12 protein-coding genes are annotated in these 19,337 nt (G+C 34.4%); 6 read left to right on the top strand and 6 right to left on the bottom strand.

What is annotated here, in order from left to right:
* Positions 1 to 6: 6 nt before the first annotated feature.
* Genes C8P67_RS04710 through C8P67_RS04685 form a run of 6 tightly spaced genes read right to left on the bottom strand, consistent with a single transcriptional unit; the run spans position 7 to position 7,282 of the window.
* Entirely contained in the window at positions 7 to 1,233 is a 1,227-nt protein-coding gene (locus C8P67_RS04710; protein WP_115811055.1) for a glycoside hydrolase family 26 protein, read from the bottom strand.
* A 10-nt stretch (positions 1,234 to 1,243) separates the two neighbouring features.
* Complete coding sequence (locus tag C8P67_RS04705) at positions 1,244 to 2,266, bottom strand: carbohydrate binding domain-containing protein (protein ID WP_115810884.1); 1,023 nt, start codon at positions 2,264 to 2,266, stop codon at positions 1,244 to 1,246.
* 51 nt (positions 2,267 to 2,317) lie between these two features.
* Positions 2,318 to 3,502 (bottom strand): AGE family epimerase/isomerase, encoded by a 1,185-nt coding sequence (locus tag C8P67_RS04700; protein WP_115810882.1) that lies wholly within the window; start codon positions 3,500 to 3,502, stop codon positions 2,318 to 2,320.
* 2 nt (positions 3,503 to 3,504) lie between these two features.
* Positions 3,505 to 4,698: a glycoside hydrolase family 130 protein gene (locus tag C8P67_RS04695; protein WP_115810880.1), complete on the bottom strand. Its 1,194-nt coding sequence runs from the start codon at positions 4,696 to 4,698 to the stop codon at positions 3,505 to 3,507.
* Between the two features lie 23 nt (positions 4,699 to 4,721).
* Positions 4,722 to 6,113 carry an MFS transporter gene (locus C8P67_RS04690; protein ID WP_115810878.1) on the bottom strand — a complete coding sequence of 464 codons (1,392 nt, stop codon included), beginning with the start codon at positions 6,111 to 6,113 and terminating at the stop codon, positions 4,722 to 4,724.
* A 23-nt stretch (positions 6,114 to 6,136) separates the two neighbouring features.
* Entirely contained in the window at positions 6,137 to 7,282 is a 1,146-nt protein-coding gene (locus tag C8P67_RS04685) for a glycoside hydrolase family 26 protein (RefSeq protein WP_115810876.1), read from the bottom strand.
* Between the two features lie 277 nt (positions 7,283 to 7,559).
* Here C8P67_RS04685 and C8P67_RS04680 point away from each other — a divergent pair, with 277 nt between their 5' ends.
* The 6 genes from C8P67_RS04680 to galA all read left to right on the top strand — a co-directional run bounded on the left by C8P67_RS04680 (position 7,560) and on the right by galA (position 19,321).
* Positions 7,560 to 8,438, top strand: a complete 879-nt coding sequence (locus C8P67_RS04680) for a helix-turn-helix domain-containing protein (RefSeq protein ID WP_115810874.1) — start codon at positions 7,560 to 7,562, stop codon at positions 8,436 to 8,438.
* A gap of 316 nt (positions 8,439 to 8,754) precedes the next feature.
* On the top strand, positions 8,755 to 11,946 hold the full coding sequence (locus tag C8P67_RS04675) for a SusC/RagA family TonB-linked outer membrane protein (RefSeq protein WP_115810872.1): 3,192 nt from the start codon (positions 8,755 to 8,757) through the stop codon (positions 11,944 to 11,946).
* A 9-nt stretch (positions 11,947 to 11,955) separates the two neighbouring features.
* Positions 11,956 to 13,551, top strand: a complete 1,596-nt coding sequence (locus C8P67_RS04670; RefSeq protein ID WP_115810870.1) for a RagB/SusD family nutrient uptake outer membrane protein — start codon at positions 11,956 to 11,958, stop codon at positions 13,549 to 13,551.
* Positions 13,552 to 13,556: 5 nt separating this feature from the next.
* Positions 13,557 to 14,642, top strand: coding sequence for a hypothetical protein (locus C8P67_RS04665; protein WP_115810868.1), 1,086 nt, complete (start codon positions 13,557 to 13,559; stop codon positions 14,640 to 14,642).
* Between the two features lie 54 nt (positions 14,643 to 14,696).
* Complete coding sequence (locus C8P67_RS04660; protein WP_115810866.1) at positions 14,697 to 16,214, top strand: fasciclin domain-containing protein; 1,518 nt, start codon at positions 14,697 to 14,699, stop codon at positions 16,212 to 16,214.
* Between the two features lie 233 nt (positions 16,215 to 16,447).
* Positions 16,448 to 19,321 (top strand): beta-galactosidase GalA, encoded by a 2,874-nt coding sequence (gene galA / locus C8P67_RS04655; RefSeq protein WP_115810864.1) that lies wholly within the window; start codon positions 16,448 to 16,450, stop codon positions 19,319 to 19,321.
* The last annotated feature ends 16 nt before the right edge of the window (positions 19,322 to 19,337 follow it).

The following is a 19,337-nucleotide window of genomic DNA, read 5'->3' as shown; positions in this document are numbered from 1 at the left end:
TAAAAATTATTTTGGCAGCTCATACATTTTTGGCAAAGAATTCACTAATGCCGACTTTGTTTTTGCTGTAAAAGTTTTAAAATCAGTTGCATTTGCTGCTGTCGGTGTTGGGACATAATAACCATCTGTATCATTTGTCCAGAACACAACATAACTAATCTGAATATTATTGGCTGTTAACGCATTGTATAAATAAGTAGAAAACCAATTTGTTACTGGCGCTGTAGTCGATGTAACTCTATAGCCGGTTTCGGTCATAGCAGCAATTTTTACCTTATCTATGGCTAAGTCTGATATCATTTTTAGTTTTGCGTTAGCTTTATCAGCCCCCTTTTGTCCTTGATTGTTTAAGTCCCCATAATTGTCCATACCCAGTATATCTACATACTTGTCTCCGGGATAACGGCTCAGATAATCAGCTGATTTGGAGTAGGAATTGTCGGGAGAGAAGGCGTATAAAACGTTACGAACTCCTTTGGTATCTCTCAGATAAGTAACAGTAAACTGATGAGCTGCTTTGTATTCTTCTGGTGAACAAAAATTAGCTCCCCACCAGAACCAGCTTCCATCAAACTCATGAAAAGGCCTGAATATAACTGGAATTAATTCTCCTTTTGACCCTTTTAATTTTAAAAATACACTGGCCACTTTATCAAGTTTTTTCTTGTACCATTCATGATTGGCTCCGCCAGGCAAAATGCTTTTAAAAGCCGTTGCTTTTTGTTCAGCGGTCATATCTGAGGCATAAAAACTGTCTTCGTTATAAGGCTCCCTTATATGCCAGGAAAATGTGTTGATTATCCCTTTAGCATAAGCGGCTTTTACATCATTTATAGTTTTTTGCTCTTGCTGGTAAAACCAGTTGTCAGCTTGATCGTTATTCTGTTTATCGGTGATAAATAAAAAATCTTTTCCTAAAACAGCAGGATCATATCCAGTAGTCTTTTTTATATCTGATTGAGCCGTAGAACCATTATTGTAAAATCCATTAAAAGCGTCCTGTTGTCCAATTGCAAATTTGGTTTTAGCAAGTTTTTTTAGATTGTAAAACAAAGCGACCGTTTCTGCTGTAGCATTTGGGTCGACCATATAGGTTCTCGCATTTTGCGCTGTTAAAATATTGGTAGGTGCAGGAGGATCGACGGCTGGTGCTGTTGGATCTGCACTGTCTTCAGAACAGGCAGAAAGGAATAATAATCCAATAAGAATTATCAAAGAATGAAGTTTTTTCATAATAATGATGCTATTTGAAGTCAACTGAAAGGGTGTCCGCATAAAGTGTTCCCGATGCAAATCCTAAAGCTAGCATGATTCGGTATTTTTTTGTTCCAGCCGGAAGCGTAAAAGTTTTACTGTAATAGGTCCAGTCTGTTGTTGCGGTTACAAAAGCAATGTTTTGATCGCCAGTTTTTTGATCGCCGGTTCCGGTAAATTCTATGTTGAATAATCCGTTATTCCAAACTTCTTTTCCTTGTTTGATATTATCTGATTTTAACCATCCAGAAATTGTTATGGAAGTGGCATTATCAGGAACAACTGCAATCTGGTCGATACCAACCCAGTCAAATGTGGAGGAATTAAGAACTAGTGCTGCTTTACCTTCTTTGAATACAGTTGTCGAAACTGTTGCGTTGCCTCGCCACGAATCTGTTCCATTTTCAAAATCGGTATTTGATAATACAGCTGTTTGAGATCCCGAAGCGGCCACTGTGTTTTTTGCATTTTCTTCTTGCTGCACTTTATCCATCTGCTCTTGCGAAATAGGAACAGCTTTTAGGTCATCAAAAAATATACTCCCGTTAGTTTGTCCTAAAGCCAGCATTACTCTAAGCTTTGAAGCTCCAGCAGGAACTGTAATTATTTTTTTGTAAAAAGACCATGGCGTTGTTCCTAAAACCGAAGCAATACTTTCGTTTTTGATTCCTTTTTCTCCAGAATTTAAAAATTCAATATCAAATTTTCCAGTGTTCCATATATTTTCGCCTTTTTCTACACCTTCTGTTTTTATCCATCCGCTCAATTCAATAGCTGCTGTATTTTTAGGAATACTAATTATTTGGTCTACTGCTTTCCATTGGGCTCCTACGTATTGAGTAATAGTACAGCTGTTTTTACCTGATTTTTTATCATAAGGCGAGATAGTGGCATTTTCCTCTCCTCTCCAATTTAATAGTTCAGTTTCAAAACCAGCATTTTTAATAAGATTGGCTTGTGCATTATTTGTCACAGTAATAAAAAAAAGACCCAATACAAGTAATGCTTTCATAATAAATTAAATTTTGAGGTTACTTAAAATTAAAAAGGTTTTAATCTAATTTTAGATTCGGTGGATTAATTCAATGCAGGCTCTGCTGTTGTGATATGGACATTTCCAAAAACCAGCTTTGTCATTTTTCATAGTAGAATAATTACTGTCAATACCCCAAAACCACTCTCCATTTTCTTTGTCAAGGATATATTTTTTTATAAAATCCCAGTTTTTTAAAACAATATCCAAATACTCCTGTTTTCCTGAAAGCTGCCAAGATGTAAAATAGCCTATCATCAATTCGGCTTGTGGCCACCAGTGTTTTTCGGCCATTAACTCGTTAGTTTCCGGGTCAAATTCATACCACAATCCGCCATCTTCATCTATTCCTTCTTTGGTTGCTTCTGCAATCTGAAGAGCATATGTTTTATAATTAGCAATCAGTACTTCATCTTCCACAATTTCGGCACACTGAAGTAAAAGCCACGCTGCTTCAATGTCATGACCATAGGAGATTACGTCTTTTTTTTCTATCCAATTTTCATCAAAAAACAAACGTAAATGGCCTGTTTCAGTATTGATGAAATATTTTTCGATAGTTTCTAATAATTCTATAATGACTTTTCGTAACGATTCGTCTTTCCAAACGGTGTATAAATTTGCAAATCCTTCTACGATATGCAGATGGGTATTCATTGTCTTTTTTTCGTTGGCATCCTTTTCGCTTAAGCGTAAATCATCGATAGGCTTCCAATCCCGTGTAAAAGCTTCTAAGTAACCGCCTTTTTCTGAATCGTAACTGTGTTCCTGAATTTTAGAATACAAGGCAATTGCAAGCTCCAAAGATTTTTCATCTTTTGAAACAGAATAGTATTCACTTAGACCATAAATAACGAAAGCGAGAGCATAAATTTGGTTTTTAGTATCTTTTGGAGTCCCATTATAGTTGATGCTCCAAAAGATACCGCCAAATTCAGCGTCATAAAAATGCTCTGAAATATATTCGAATGCACGTTTTGCAGTGTTTAAATGTTCTGCGTTTTTCGAAATTTTATAAGCTGCAGAAAAGGTCCATAAAAGTCTGGCATTAAGTACAGACCCTTTTTCGGCTTCATTATTTATATTGTTATTGTAATCTATCTGCCCAGTGAAACCTCCGTTTTTTTCATCCAAAGTATTTTCCATCCAATAGGAAAGTATGTTTTGGAGTTCAAGGTTTAGTTCTGTTTTTAGATTTTTTAAATTAGAATTCACAATTATGAAATTTCTTTGTTTCTATTCACTTGATTGATAATAGTATTGACAGAACCTGCTGATGTCAAAGTATCTTCGGGAGTATTGATAACATAATCAACCAATCTTTCTACTGAAGATACGGCAACGTGCATTCTAGTATCTGAAGAAGCATAATAGATATAAACTGTGCCGTTTTTGTCTTCAATCCATCCATTAGAAAATAAAACATTAGAGACATCTCCAACTCTTTCTGTACCCTCTGGTGCCATAAAATGACCAGCAGGAGCATGAGTAACTTTTGCAATGTCATTTAAATCCGTCATGAACATATATAATGTATAACGCAGACCTGCAGCTGTATTACGAACGCCGTGTGCCAAGTGTAACCATCCTTTATCAGTTTTGATTGGTGCTGGTCCAAGACCGTTTTTTAATTCATATATAGTATGATATTTTTTTCCGTAGATGATTTTTTCTTCTTTTACAATCGGATTGGTCATATCTTCTACAAAACCAAGTCCAATTCCGCCACCGTTTCCTACATCAATAAATCCGTCTTGAGGACGGGTATATAAAGCATATTTTCCGTCTACAAATTCAGGGTGTAGGACCACGTTACGCTGCTGTCCGGTATTTGAAACTAAATCTGGCAGTCTTTCCCAGTTGATTAAATCTTTGGTACGGACAATTCCTGCATTTGCAACAGCGGTACTAGTGTCGCCTTGTGGAGCAGAAGGATCTTTTCTTTCAGTACAAAAAATACCGTAAACCCATCCGTCTTCATGCTTTATTAAACGCATGTCATACACATTAGTGTCAGGTTCTTCCGTTTGAGGAATAACACATGGTTTATCCCAAAATTTGAAATTATCTATTCCGTTAGGGCTTTCGGCAATTGCAAAAAATGATTTTCTGTCGGCACCTTCAACACGTGCTGCAAGAACGTAACTGTCATTCCATTTTATTGCTCCTGCATTGAATGTTGCGTTTATCTGAATTCTTTCCAAAAACAATGGATTGGTACCCTGATTAAAATCAAATCTCCATTCCAGCGGTGCATGAGCAGCTGTTAAAACAGGATTTTTATAACGAGTATATATGCCGTTGCCAATGCCGTCTTGTGGCTGATTTTTTGTTTGTATAAGCGTGTTAAATTGTTTTTCAAGTCCAGCTTTTATTTCTTTTAAATCTGGCTGTAGTGCTGTTGTATTCATAAGTTGAATTTTCTAGATCGGTATTATTTATTGATATTTCGTTTATTATTAAGATCGTCTTCAATTGCTTGCAGTTTTTCTTCTGAAAGGGGATAGAAAATGATAAAAAATACTGAGATAGCTGCTGCAATTGCAGGAAGAATGCTCAGCATTAATTGTATTCCTGTCTGTGCAGTCAGTGTCTGTGCTACATTGGCTTGGAAACCAAAGTATCCTAAAAGCCATCCTGTTGCAGCTCCTCCAATTGTCCATCCAAATTTTTGTGACATAGATGAAGCTGAGAAAATAAGACCAGTAGCTCTTCTTCCTTGTTTCCATTCGGAGTAATCGGCACTATCGGCATACATTGACCAGATTAATGGGAAAATACAGCCGGCGCAAATACTAATTAACACTTGGAAAACCATGATAAGCATTACATCTTCTTTTCCTAAATAATAGAAAAGAATACTCAATATTGAGGCAAGAGCCATTGCACCAAAAAAAGTTTTCTTTTTTCCAATTTTATTTGCAATAGGTGTCGCAGCTATTACGCCAATGATGTTAGCGGCCTGTCCTAAAACTAAATAAAGTGTAGTGGGAGTCATTGCAAAATTTTCTCCGAAGATGCTGAAACTGTAGCCTGCAGTGCTGCTTACATAATATTTAAAGTAGTAAACGGCGGCTCCGTCACGTATAGAGTTGAATATCAGTGCTCCAATTCCGGCACCTAATAAAATCCACCAAGGCCTGTTTTTAAGAAGGTCGTTTAAATCTTCTTTTAAGTTTGGTTTTTCATCGTTTATTGGCTGAACCCTTTCTTTTGTAAGGAAAAAACATCCCCAAAAGAAAATCGTAGTAATTATTCCAAAAACAACAATCGTATATAACCAGCCCGTTTTAGAATTTAAGCTTCCGCCAAAATGATTGACTAAAGGCTCAATTAACCATAGAGCCAATAAACTTCCTCCAAAGGCAAAAACCATACGATAGGAGGAAAGTGTTGTGCGTTCTTTACGGTCACCAGACATTACCCCCAACAGCGAAGCATATGGGACATTAATTATTGAATAAATCATCATCATTAAGGAATAAGTAACATAAGCGTAAATTATTTTTCCTTTTTCGTCAAAATCGGGAGTGTAAAAAGTGAGGACGCCTATTATTGCAAAAGGAATTGCTGTCCATAATAAATAAGGTCTGAATTTTCCCCAGCGGCTTTTTGTGCGGTCTGCAATTATACCAACCAAAGGATCAAAGCAGGAATCCCAGATACGAGTAATTAAAAACATAGTTCCTACTACAGCAGGAGCTATTCCAAAGACATCTGTATAAAAAAACATGAGATACATACTGAAAATTTTCCAGAACATTGAAGAAGCAGCGTCTCCTAATCCGTAACCGATTTTTTCTTTTAATTTAATTTTTTCTTCCATTTTATTGGGCTGTTGACTTGGGGTTATTTTTTATATAGGTTAATTTTTGCGGCATCTTTTTCAAAAAAGATATTGTCCAGATTGTAAAATTGGATAAAATCTTTTTCGCTTATTTGTCCTTTAAAAGGTGCATAATAATGCATTTTTTGTTCTTTTTCCTGCCAGCCATGATTTCTCCAGAGCAGCACGTACGATATTTTGTAGCCTTCCATTGCTTTCATTAAGGTGTTTGTCCACCATTTGTCGTAGGGTATCCCTTCATAGCCTGTCTCTGCAAAAGCGATAATTTTGTTTTGCTCTTTGGCAATCTGGTCTATTATTTTAAATTGGGTCTGACATTGTTGTATAAATGAATCACTTTTTGTGGGATCATTATACTGATAATTGTCAAAACTTAATACATCGGCATATTTTGACCCTGGATAACTTTCAAGAAATTCTTCCTTAGTACTGAAACCTCCACTATTATACACGTAGATTAGATTATGAATTCCTTTTTTCTGAAAATAGTTAACAGTAAATTTCCAAAGGGCTTTAAATTCTTCCGGAGTTGTGTTTTTTTTGCCCCACCAAAACCATGAGCCATCAAGTTCATGATACGGACGGTATAAAATTGGGATTGCTTTTCCTTTTTTGTCTTTTAATGTTAGGATAAATTTTACTCCTTCGTCAAGCCATGCTTTATATTTTTCATGACTTGCACCTCCTGGTAATGCTGATGCTAATGATTTTGGAGTATTGTCCCAAGCATCTTTATCAGTCAAAGGATTGTTTATATGCCAGCTGAGTGTTATTACGCCACCTCTGGCATGGCCATCGATGATATATTGCCTCATTTTGTCAAAAGGCACTCCATCAATGTTTTTGTCTGATTTGCTTTCAAGCCCCGCTAAATCCCATCCATAAACGGCAGGATAATCTCCAGTTACATCTTTGACATCGCTTCGTCCTTCCTCATATTTCCAGTTAACACCGTACGCTAAATCGTCCTGATGACCGAAAAGAATCCCTTTATCGGCTGTTTTGTGTAAGTTTTGATATAATATAAATGTATTTTTTGTTGATTTTTTATCAGACAATGATAATTTACTATCATTATTTTGTGATTGTGAAGTATAGATTACGCCGAAAGCGAACAAATAAGATAATATACGGTTTGTTTTTGCCATAATTAATATTGAATGAGTGGATGGTCTTTTTTAAAAATCAAAACTTATATGGATTAATATAAAGTACTGAATTTTAAAAATTTTAATTTTATGTATTATATTAATTTTTTGACAAATAGTTAAAAAAAATGCATATTTAAAATGATTTGCATTTTTTAAGAATCTATTTATCTATAAATACATAAATTCATTTTTCAAAGATAAAGTAATAACATCTTGTGGATTAATATTATTTTGTCAATTTTATATCTTATTATTGCAAATAAAAAAATGAATTATGAATGCTTTTAAAAATTTTCATAGAGAAATAGTTCCTCTTGCGGCGCAGGATAGTTTTTTGGTTTTCGACAGGGTCAAAGATGAGTTTGATTATCCTATTCATTACCATCCGGAGTTTGAAATCAATTTTATATTGAATGGAAAAGGGGTAAAGCGCGTGGTAGGTGACAATATAGAAGAGATTGATGATGTAGAGTTAGTGTTAGTTGGGCCTAATTTATATCACGGCTGGGAGCAGCATAAGTGTAAAAGTAAAGATATTCATGAGATAACAATTCAGTTTCATCATGATCTTTTTCATGAATTTTTGCTGTCCAGACGAATTATGACGCCTATAAAAGAGATGTTCAATCGGTCTGTACATGGTATTTTATTTTCAAAACAAGTGGCCGAAATGCTCACTCCGCGTATAATAAAGATATCAAAGCTGGATGGAATGGACTATTTTCTTGAAATTATATCGATACTATATGATTTGTCAAACTCCCGTAATCAAAGGCTTTTGTCGACTTTTACTGTGGAAAATGATACTTTTGAAGAGTATGATAAAATGAAATTAATCTATGATTATATTCAGAAGAATTTTGCTGAAAAATTATCATTAGAGGAAGTAGCTGGTGTGGCTAATATGACAACGATTTCTTTTAACAGATTTATAAAAAAACGCACAGGAAAAACATTTGTCAATTATATCAACGATATTCGTATTGGCTATGCAGCCAGATGGTTAGTAGAGAAAGATCTTAGCATATCTGAGGTTGCGTTTAAATCAGGCTTTAATAATATAGCTAATTTCAATAGGAGTTTTAAGTCTTTTAAAAAATGTACGCCTAGTCAATATCGTGAAGATTTCTCTGGATTAAAGCGAATTTTATAGTCGCTGTTCTTATTTTATAAAAAAAAGCTCTTTGAAGGATTATTTCAAAGAGCTTTTTTATTTTAACAATTGTTTATAGTGTTTGTATTTTAAGTTTAAAATAGTAATAATGTAAAAAAATATTATTTAAATTTTGTTATGTGTAATTTTGTTTTTCATTTTGAAAATATATTATCATTAAATGATATAATAATATTAATTTGCTGTTAAGTACTGTTATAAATTTGTTAATTATAAACCATACTAATTAATACCACGATAATCGCGCTTGTTACCCTATTGGCGAATTATCAAACTTAACTAACAAATTTTTATTATGAAGAAATTATTGTCTTATTTAAATCATTGGAAAGTCGATACTATATCGATTTCATTGATATTTTTTTTATTGACCAGTAGTTTAGCTTTTGCGCAGGTCAGCAAAGTAACAGGAGTAGTTACGGATGCCCAAGGAGCACCTATGGTTGGAGTTATTGTTACGGACATCGATACTAAAAAGGCTGTATCGACTGGTTTTGATGGTGTTTTTGCAATTGACATTAATACAAACGGAACACTTTCATTTACTTTTTTGGGATTTGAATCTAAAAAAGTAGCTCTTAGTGGTGAAAGTAAACTTAAAATTGTATTAAAACCGGTTACCGACCAATTGAAAGAGGTTGTCGTTATTGGATATGGTACTCAAAAGAAGGGTAATGTAACTGGAGCTATTTCTAGTATGAAAGCTAAGGATTTTGATGATATTCCAAAGGTCAGTTTAGATCAAATGATGCAAGGTAAATTGTCAGGGGTAACAATTACTAATAGTTCAGGAGCTCCAGGGAGTTCTGTGTCGGTAAATATTCGTGGGCTTACTTCTATATCAGGAACGAATGAACCTTTGTATGTTATTGATGGTATACCGATATCTGGAGATGCAAGAAACTCCTCGACTTCAGGAAGATCTCCTGTTGCTGGTGCAAATTTATCCAATTCGGGTGAAGTTACGGTAAGTCCATTGGCACTTATTAATCCTAATGACATTGAATCGATTGATGTTTTGAAAGATGCTTCTGCTACTGCGATTTATGGATCAAGAGGAGCGAATGGAGTGGTGCTGGTTACAACTAAATCTGGTAAAAAAGGTACGGGTAAATTGAGTTATGAAACTAGTACATCTATACAGCAGCAAACAAAATTCTTGAAAGTTATGAATCTGCGTGAATATGCGACAGCTCAAAATTTACTTCAAAAATATCCAGCAAATCCTTGGGAAGTAACTTCTAATCCAAGAACTGAGTTTGCTTTTCCTGAATTATTAGGAGAGGGTACGAACTGGCAAAAAGAAATTTTTAAATCTGCAGCAATGATTAATCACCAATTGTCTTTTTCAGGTGGTAAAAATGATATTAATTATTATATTTCAGGTGGTTATACTAATCAAGATGGTACAGTAATTGGTTCAGGATTTAAGCGCTATACCTTCAGATCTAATTTAGATGCTAAAGTAAAAGAATGGCTAAAAGTAGGGTTAAATGTTTCAGGAGGAATTACAAATGAAACGATAACACTAAACAGTTCATTTAATGGTATAATCAGTACTACTTTATTGGCAACTCCAGATTTAGCAGTAAAAAATGCTGACGGCACATTTGCAGGGCCACCGGCAGACGATTTTACTTATACTAATTTTATCAACCCTGTTGCTTCTGCATTAAGTAAGACAAATGAGTTAAAAAGGAAAGAGTTCGCTGCAAATTTATATACTAATATGAATATAGCTAAGGGCTTAGAATATAAATTTGAAATTGGAACATTTATAAATTTTTCTGATGGTCTTGCTTTCAATCCAAGTTATAAATGGGGAAGAGTAGAGAACGAAGTGGCAACAATTAATACAAATCATCAGAGTTATTATAGTATAAATGTTAAAAACTTACTTACATATAATAAAAATTTCTCACAAAATCATTTTACTTTACTTTTAGGTCAGGAAACAAATACATCTAATTGGAATGGATTCGGATTAAAAGGAAGCGGATTTTTATCTAATGATAATAGAGATATCGCTTTTGCCGATCCAAAAAAGGTATTGCTAGACGGCAGATATATGGGGTCAGCAGCATTAAATTCCTTTTTTGCTAGGGGAAATTTTGATCTTGTTAATAAATACGGAATTTCTGGTTCATTCAGAGCCGATGGTTCGTCTAAATTTGCTCAAGGACAACAATGGGCATATTTCCCGGCTATTTCTGGATATTGGAAACTCTCTGAAGAAGAGTTTATGAGTGGAACCAAATCCATTATTGATAATATTAAATTTAGAGTTGGTTACGGACATACAGGTAATCAGCAGATTCCTGGAAATAGATTTACCGAAACTGTAAAAACGGTGACTACTGGTTTAGGATCAGGTACTGCAATATCCAATTATGCTAATCCAGATTTAAAATGGGAGGTTTCTAAGCAAACCAATATAGGAGTTGATTTTGCATTGTTTAATTCGCTTTTAAATGTTAACTTCGATGTATATCGAAAACTTTCAGAAAATTTCTTGTATCAGCCGGATTATCCTACATATTTAACAGGATCTGCTTCTTATTCAGGAGGAATTGATGCTCCTTGGAAAAATTTAGGAGATATGGAGAATAAAGGTTTTGATTTGACACTTAATATGACTAAAAATTTCTCCGATAAATTTTCATGGAGTTCTAATTTAGTTGTGTCGAAGTATTCTAATAAAGTTTTATCTTTAGATGGCCTTACAAACCTTTTGCGTTCTGTTAACATAAACGACTATACTTTACGAAATGTAACTAATACAACTGTTGGAGATGCGGTAGGTAATTTTTATGGATTTAAATACTTAGGTGTTATTAAAAATAATGAGCAGTTAGCTCAAGCTCCGTTAGTTAAATTAGGTACAAGTTATGAGCAATCACGTTTGGGAGATGCACTTTATCTAGATGTGGATAATAATGGTTATATAGACGATAATGACAGAACTAAAATTGGTTCGCCACATCCTGATTTTACTTTTGGTTTTACCAATTCATTTAAGTACGATTTAATTGAATTATCAATATTTCTTCAAGGCAGCCAAGGTAATGAAGTTATGAACTTGACAAGACGTGCAGGTGTGCAGAATCCTTATTATGTTAATCAGTTAGTTGAGGCAAATAATTTCTGGAATCCGGAAAATACAACTTCAAATATTCCAAGAGCAGCAGGAAGCGATACAACTTTAGCAAACGGCGAAATATCTGATAGATATATTGAAGATGGTTCTTATGTTAGAATACAAAATGTTACTTTATCATACTCACTTCCTAAAGATCTTTTGAACAAAGTTAAACTATCGAATGTACGAGTGTATTCAGGAGTACAGAATTTATACACTTTTACTAAATACTCTGGATATGATCCTGAGGTAGGTAAATACAATCAGGATGCTTTATTGAATGGTGTTGATAATGGGCGTTATCCATCTTCAAGAACTATTACATTAGGTTTAAATATTGAATTTTAAAAAGAAACCATGAAAAATAAAATCACATATAAAAATATACTCCAATTATTTGCAGTATTATTCCTTTTTGCATCTTGTAGTGATGACTATCTAGATGTAAAACAAGAAGATTCGTACACTTTGGAGACTGCGTATCAAAATGATAAGTTAGTCGAAAATTCCACAAACAGTTTGTATTGTGGCTCTTGGTTTGATTTCTATAATGGTCCTTATCATGTTATGCTGGAAGTTAGTTCTGGAAATATGACAGGGTTTGATCCAGGCAGTTTTGGATCACTCGTACATAGGTCAACAGATTCTAATTTATTAAATGCATGGAAGAGTCTTTATTCAGTTGTAGCTCAATCTAATGCGGTATTAATAAATTTACCTAAATATGTGGGGCCAAATGTTACAGAGAGTGTTACCAATAATGCTTTGGGTGAGGCACATTTTATGAGAGCATTAGCGTACTTCTATTTGGTAAGACTTTACGGCCCGGTTCCGATTGTAGAAAACAGTTATGATTTTTTTGATAATTATAATGTACCTCCTAATACTACTGCAAGTATTTATACATTTATAGAGAATGATTTGATTCAAGCATCTAAATTATTAAAAACAAAAGTTAGAACTTCTAATTATGCTGATAATGCTAGAGTGTCAAGCGGTTCTGCAAAGGCGATGCTGGCAAAAGTTTATTTGTACCAAAATAAATTTACACTATCAAAAACTTTGGCAATGGAAGTTATCAATTCGGGTGAATTTAAACTTCTAGGAGGTTCCGAGTTGAGAAATAAATCTTTTGGAGATTTATATTCAACCGCTAACAACAATAATGAAGAAACCATTGCAGCGATTCAATGGGTAACAGGTGGAGGATATTCTGCAGCAAATTATAGCAATACGGTTTATGCGGGAAGTTCATCATTAACGGCAGCAACTTATAATGGTGTGTATGCTCCTTCACAGGATTTAATGAAGACAGCTTATGAGATTTATGAATTAAATGGTGTTACTTATGAAGATTTAAGAAGAAAAGAAACTTATATGATTAAAGGAGATAAATATGAATATCTTCAATCAAAACAAGGAGCCTCTTACGATACTTCAATAGATGAAAATTTTGGAGCACAAAATTCAGGTGCTGGTATAAAAAAATACGTTGTTGGAAGAAGCAGCAAATATGCAGGGGATGAAGACCCAGATAACCACGGATATGCAAACAACACTTATCTAATGCGTTATTCTGAAGTGTATTTGATTTTGGCAGAAGCTATTTTGGCTGGTAATACTTCAACAAGTGATCCCGATGCGATAGATGCAATAAATGTAGTTAGAAGAAGAGCAGGACTATTAGGATATACAACTAAGTTTACAGATTTGCAGCTGCTTAAAGAGAGAAGAGCAGAACTTGCTTTTGAAGGAGAATTTTGGTTTGATTTATGTCGTATTGACCGCAGTACTGCAGTGGATATAATTTTAAGCCAAAACAGAGGTACAATAGTTAATCCTTATTATGTAGCTTCAGTAAGTTCATCTTCATTCATTTTTCCAATTCCTGCTTTCGAGGTGCAAAAAAATCCGCATCTTAATGACACCCCAGTTACATATACAAATAAATAATAATTATGAAAAAAATAGAACCAATTATTCGTTTATTCACTGTTTTATTAGCAGTCCTGTTTGTTTTTTCATCCTGTGACAATAATGATGATTCTGATGGAAAAAAAGGATTGGCTGTTGAAAGTATTAACAAAACAAATGTAGAGAATTATGTAGGTACTCTTGAGCCAGTAGAAATTGCTTATCTTGAAAACATGTATTATATTAAGGGAAGCGGCTTATCTACATTAACAAAGGTCACTTATAATGACGTAGAAATTTCTTTTAATGCTACAATGGTAACTGATGGAGGCGTTTTTCTAACTATCCCTTCGACCGTTTTGTATAATAATAAAGTAATAAACAACAGCTTTAAATTATACACTGGTTTGGGAACTTTGGTATATAAATTTCCAATTGCAAATCCTGACCCTCAGATATTGAATGCTGAAAAGGCAGTACCTGATGCAGGCGATATATTAACAATTAAAGCATACAAACCTATTTCAGTAAAAATTAGCGGTGTTCAAGCAGAAATAGTAGGTATACCTACTTCTACTCAAATACAGGTAAAAGTACCGCAAAGTTTTCAGGGCTCTGGTGATTTGATAGTTTTAAGTGACTATGGACTATCTAATCCATTATCATTAGGTATCGATTATTTAATTTACGCAGATGATTTTTCTGGCAGTGCTACTCCAGTTGGATCTGGGCATTGGGGAGGTTCAGAAGATTTTGCCAGCACAGAAATAGTTAGCAGAGGTACTCATTCGATTAAAAGAGAAACTGGCGGATGGAGTTTGGCTTGGATTGATTATACTCCAGTAGACGTAAAAGGCTATATTTATTTAAAAATTTCGGTGCGTCCTGATGTTGTTAGAAATTTAAGATTTTCTATCAATTCTGAAGAAGGACTAGATGAGAATACAGCAAGTGGAGATAAACATGGTATTGAGGTTCAGTTAGAACCAGGCAAATGGAATCATATTAGTATTCCAGTTAAAGATCTTATCGATTTGGATAAACCAAATACAACTGTAAAAAGGCTGTATATAAGAGATTTAAATGGTTCTGCTGCAAATATTTTCTTAGACGATATCGGTTTTATTTAGTATGTAAATAAATCTCAAACTAATTAAAAAACAAATTTTAAAAATAATAAAATTATGAAAAAAATAATTTTTAGGTATTTGGCAGTTTTGGTATTGCTGATTACTGTTAGTGTATCGTGTGATAAATATGAACAGGAGGAAAACCAAAATAAACCTTCGCTTCTAGGAACATTATCCAATAACCCTGATTTAGATGTATTTTATAAATCATTGGAGCGTACCGGATTAAATAAATCTTTAGATTCTCTTTCTAAAATAACGCCATTAACCATTTTTGCACCGAATAACAATGCAATGGAAGTGTATTTTGAAAAAAATGGATATGCTAATGTTGATGAAGTTCCGAAGCTGGAGTTAAAAAAAATAATACTAAACTATATTATATCTGGTGTAAAAAGAACTGAAAGAATTGTTGTCGATCCTACTAATCCTTCCTCAGATCTTGATGAAACAATTGGAGCTGAGTATTTAGAGACCAAAACATATACTTCAATAGCTTCTTTGTTCAAAGAATTTGAATCAATGGATAATTCTTTAGATATTGGAGTTCAAGATAATTGGGACAAGAGCGTTCAGACATTAACAATTTGGGGTGAAAATGTAGCCGCATCTGCAAAAGATATTGTAACAGAAAATGCTATAATTCATATTGTTGGTAATTTAGGAAGTTTGCCTAAGGCTCCTCTTATTGTCAGTCTGTCTAATAAATATCCTGCTCCTGGTGATATTTTAACAGTTACGGGGTTAAATTTTTATAGCATCACATTTGTAACGTTGGGTTCTGCAAATCTTGATATAATCCCTAATTCATTAACAACTACAAAATTTGATGTAAAAATACCGTTGAATTTTGATTATGGTCTTTTGACTGTAAAAACAAATTATGGTAAATCAAATCAAGTTAAGGTTGGTGTCGAACCTGCACCCCCTACCATTGTAAGTTTTAACCCTATAAATGCGGTAGCTGGTGATGAAGTTACAATAACAGGTGATGGTTTTGTACGACCAATAGTTACTCTTTCAGCAACTGCAACGCAGCCTGAAATTTCGCTTCCAATAGTTTCTTTTACATTAGATAAAATTGTTGTAAAAATACCTGCTAATGCAAATCATAGAAAAATATCTGTAACTAATAGTGTTGGTACGGGAACGTCTGCTGAGGCTATCGGAACAGCGTTATATGATGATCAGCTGCATGGTGTTCAATGGGGAGGTCCTTGGGCTGGTCAGGGTGTTAACTTTGATTACACTGGAGACTCTTATCAAGGATTAAAATCTTGGCAATGGGTTTTTGGCGGATGGGACGGTGGTAACTGGGGCTTTAATATTGATATGGCACCATATAAAGCACTTAGAATAGCCGTTAAAGGTTTGAAAAATGGTCAAGTTAATTTTAATTTAAATGGAGGTGCAAACTATGTAATTCCTGTAACAACTTCTTGGGTATATATGGAAATCCCATTAAGTAAGTTAGGAAATCCTTCAAGTGTTACTATGATAACATTCCAAGAATCTAATAATGACGGAGGAAACACTGTATTATTTGATAATATAGGGTTTGTCTTAAAATAATAATTAATTTTATTGAGTTAGTGTAAGATATCCCCTAATTGAAAAGTTAGGGGATATTTTTTATACTTTTTTATCATTAAAATTCATTGAATGCACTATGTTTAATTTTAAAGACTGCAATTTGTTAATCTGTTGATTTATAAACATATTTTGAGAAAAAAGTATCATTATATTTAAAATCTATTGATTATACTTGTATGTTAAACACTTGGTTATCCATTAAAAAATATTAAATGAAAAGTTTCAATCCCATCTCTTTTTTACTACTTATATACTTAAGTTTTAGTTGTTCTGTTTTTTCGCAATCAGCTTCGAAAAATTCTCCAAGAGAACGTATTTCGTTAGATAAAGATTGGAAATTTGCTTTTGGCCACCCATCAGATACGAAGAAAGATTTTAATACCGGAACAGCTTATTTTTCTTATTTAGCAAAAGCAGGTTTTGGTGACGGAGCAGCAAATGCTTCTTTTGATGACCGCTCCTGGCGCAAATTAGATCTTCCGCATGACTGGGCTGTAGAACAGGGTTTTAGTCCTGAAGCCAGTTTTAGTCACGGATTCAAAGCCATTGGCCGAAATTTTCCTGACAAAAGCATCGGCTGGTACCGAAAAAAAATAACCATTCCCGAAAGTGATTTGGGAAGAAGAATCCATATTGCATTTGATGGCGTTTTTCGTAATTCAATTGTTTGGATAAACGGTCATTATTTAGGAAACCATGACAGCGGTTATCTGGGAGTTGAATATGACATAACCGATTATATTAATTATGGAGGTGAAAATACAATCTCCGTCCGTGTAGATGCCACGATGGAAGAAGGCTGGTTCTACGAAGGGGCTGGAATTTATCGTCATGTCTGGCTTAATAAAACCAACGAACTTCATGTACCTGACAACGGTACTTTTGTGAAAACAAAAACAAAAGATAATACCAACGAAATTAGTGCATTAGTTACACTTACAAACGAAGGTAAAACTGCAAAATCATTCAGAATTAATCAAACTGTTCTAGATGCTGCCGGTAAAACTGTTTCTGAAAAAACAATTAACTCCTGTACTTTAAATCCAAGAGAAACTAAAGATTTTTCAACAGATTTAGCAGTGCAGAATGCAACCCTTTGGTCGCTCGAAAATCCTTATTTATATAAAATGGTTACTTCGGTTTACGAAGAGGATAAACTGGCAGATACTTTCCAGACTACTTTCGGAATCCGAACAATCCGTTTTGATGCCAATGAAGGTTTTTTTCTTAACGGAAAACATGTAAAAATAAAAGGAACAAACAATCATCAGGATCACGCTGGAGTAGGAGCAGCCATGCCAGATGCATTACAGGATTTCAGAATCAAAACCCTAAAATCTTTTGGGAGCAACGCCTATCGTTGCTCGCATAACGTTCCAACTCCCGAATTACTGGAGGCATGTGATCGTTTGGGAATGCTGGTTATTGATGAACATCGTATGATGGGAAGTACACATATACAGCTTGACGATGTGAAAAAAATGATAGAACGAGACAGAAATCATCCTTCAATCATTAGCTGGAGCGTCGGCAATGAAGAGTGGGGAATTGAAAATGACATAGTAGGTGCCAGAATTGCCAGTTCTATGCAGTCCTTTGTAAAGTCAATAGACGATACTAGACCTGCAACTGCCGCATTTAGCGGAGGCATTGGCAGTAACGGAATAACTACTGTTATGGACCTGTTGGGAATTAATTATATCGTTAATAAAAGTACTGATAAACAGCATGAATTATTTCCAAATCAATCCATTTGGGGAACCGAAGAGGGCAGTACAAATGCTACTCGTGGCGAATATTATCGAGACAACCAAAAACACATCATGCCTGCTTATGATAAAGCTCCAAGTTCTAGTTTTATAAGTATAGAAAACGGCTGGAAACATTATAATTCCCGACCGTATCTGGCAGGAATGTTCATTTGGACAGGATTTGATTATCGTGGTGAGCCAACTCCTTTCGAGTATCCTTCTACAGGTTCTTATTTTGGAATGGTGGATCAATGCGGATTTTACAAAGACACTGCTTGGTACCTGAAAGCGTGGTGGCAGAATGAACCGACACTGCATCTTTTGCCTCATTGGAACTGGGCCGGTAAGGAAAATCAAAGTATTGAAGTTTGGGCGTATAGCAATTGTGACGAAGTGGAGCTTTTTTTAAACAAAAAAAGCTTAGGAAAAAAAACAATGGAAAAAGACGGACATCTTGAATGGAATGTTAATTATACTCCCGGAACGCTTGAAGCTATTGGATACAAAAACGGAAAGAAAACTATAACCGAAGTGGTGAAAACTACCGGTGCACAAGCTGTTCTAAATTTGGCATCTAATAAAAATACTATAGAGGCTTCCAAAAATGATATCGCAATGATTACAGTTAGTGCCAAAGATAAATCGGGACTTGCTGTACCAATTGCTGATAATGAAGTGACTTTTACAATTACTGGTCCTGGAAAAATTATTGGTGTTGGCAATGGAAATCCAACGTCGCTAGAAGCTGATAAATATTTGGAAACCAATACAGTTTTGAATATTGAAAATCTAAAGGAAAAAATAGCAGCTGATTTCAATGTTTCAGAAGAAACGCAGGAAAATGTAGCAACCGAATCTTGGCAAAAAGCTTTCACTGATGACAGAGACACTATTTTTGGCAAAAAAGTAAAAGCAGTTGTTTACAGAACTGAATTTGAATTGCCTGCAAACTATAACGAAACGGAAATTAATTTGTTTTATAACAGCCTTGGAAAAAAACAGTCTGTTTTTATCAACGGGCATAAAATCAGTAGTGAAATTCCAGAAAATAAAAAAGGGGACACCTTTGTATTAGACAAACAAATACTGCATTCAGGTAAAAACACTATTGCAATTATTGCCCAGCCTTTATTGAAAAAATACAAGTGGGATGTGGTGAATCAAAACCCGGGAACAATTCAGATTATCACTAAAGCTGAAAATTACAAACGCAAATTGTTTAACGGTTTGGCTCAGGTGATTGTTCAAACCACTGGAGATACAGGTGAAATTACGCTAACAGCAACCAGCAACGGACTCAAAAAAGCCGAAATAAAAATAAATGCAGTAAAATAATAAAAGTTAGTTGGGC

Source organism: Flavobacterium aquicola (assembly GCF_003385115.1).
GTDB lineage: Bacteria > Bacteroidota > Bacteroidia > Flavobacteriales > Flavobacteriaceae > Flavobacterium > Flavobacterium aquicola.
This window is presented reverse-complemented; position numbering and strand designations above follow the sequence as displayed.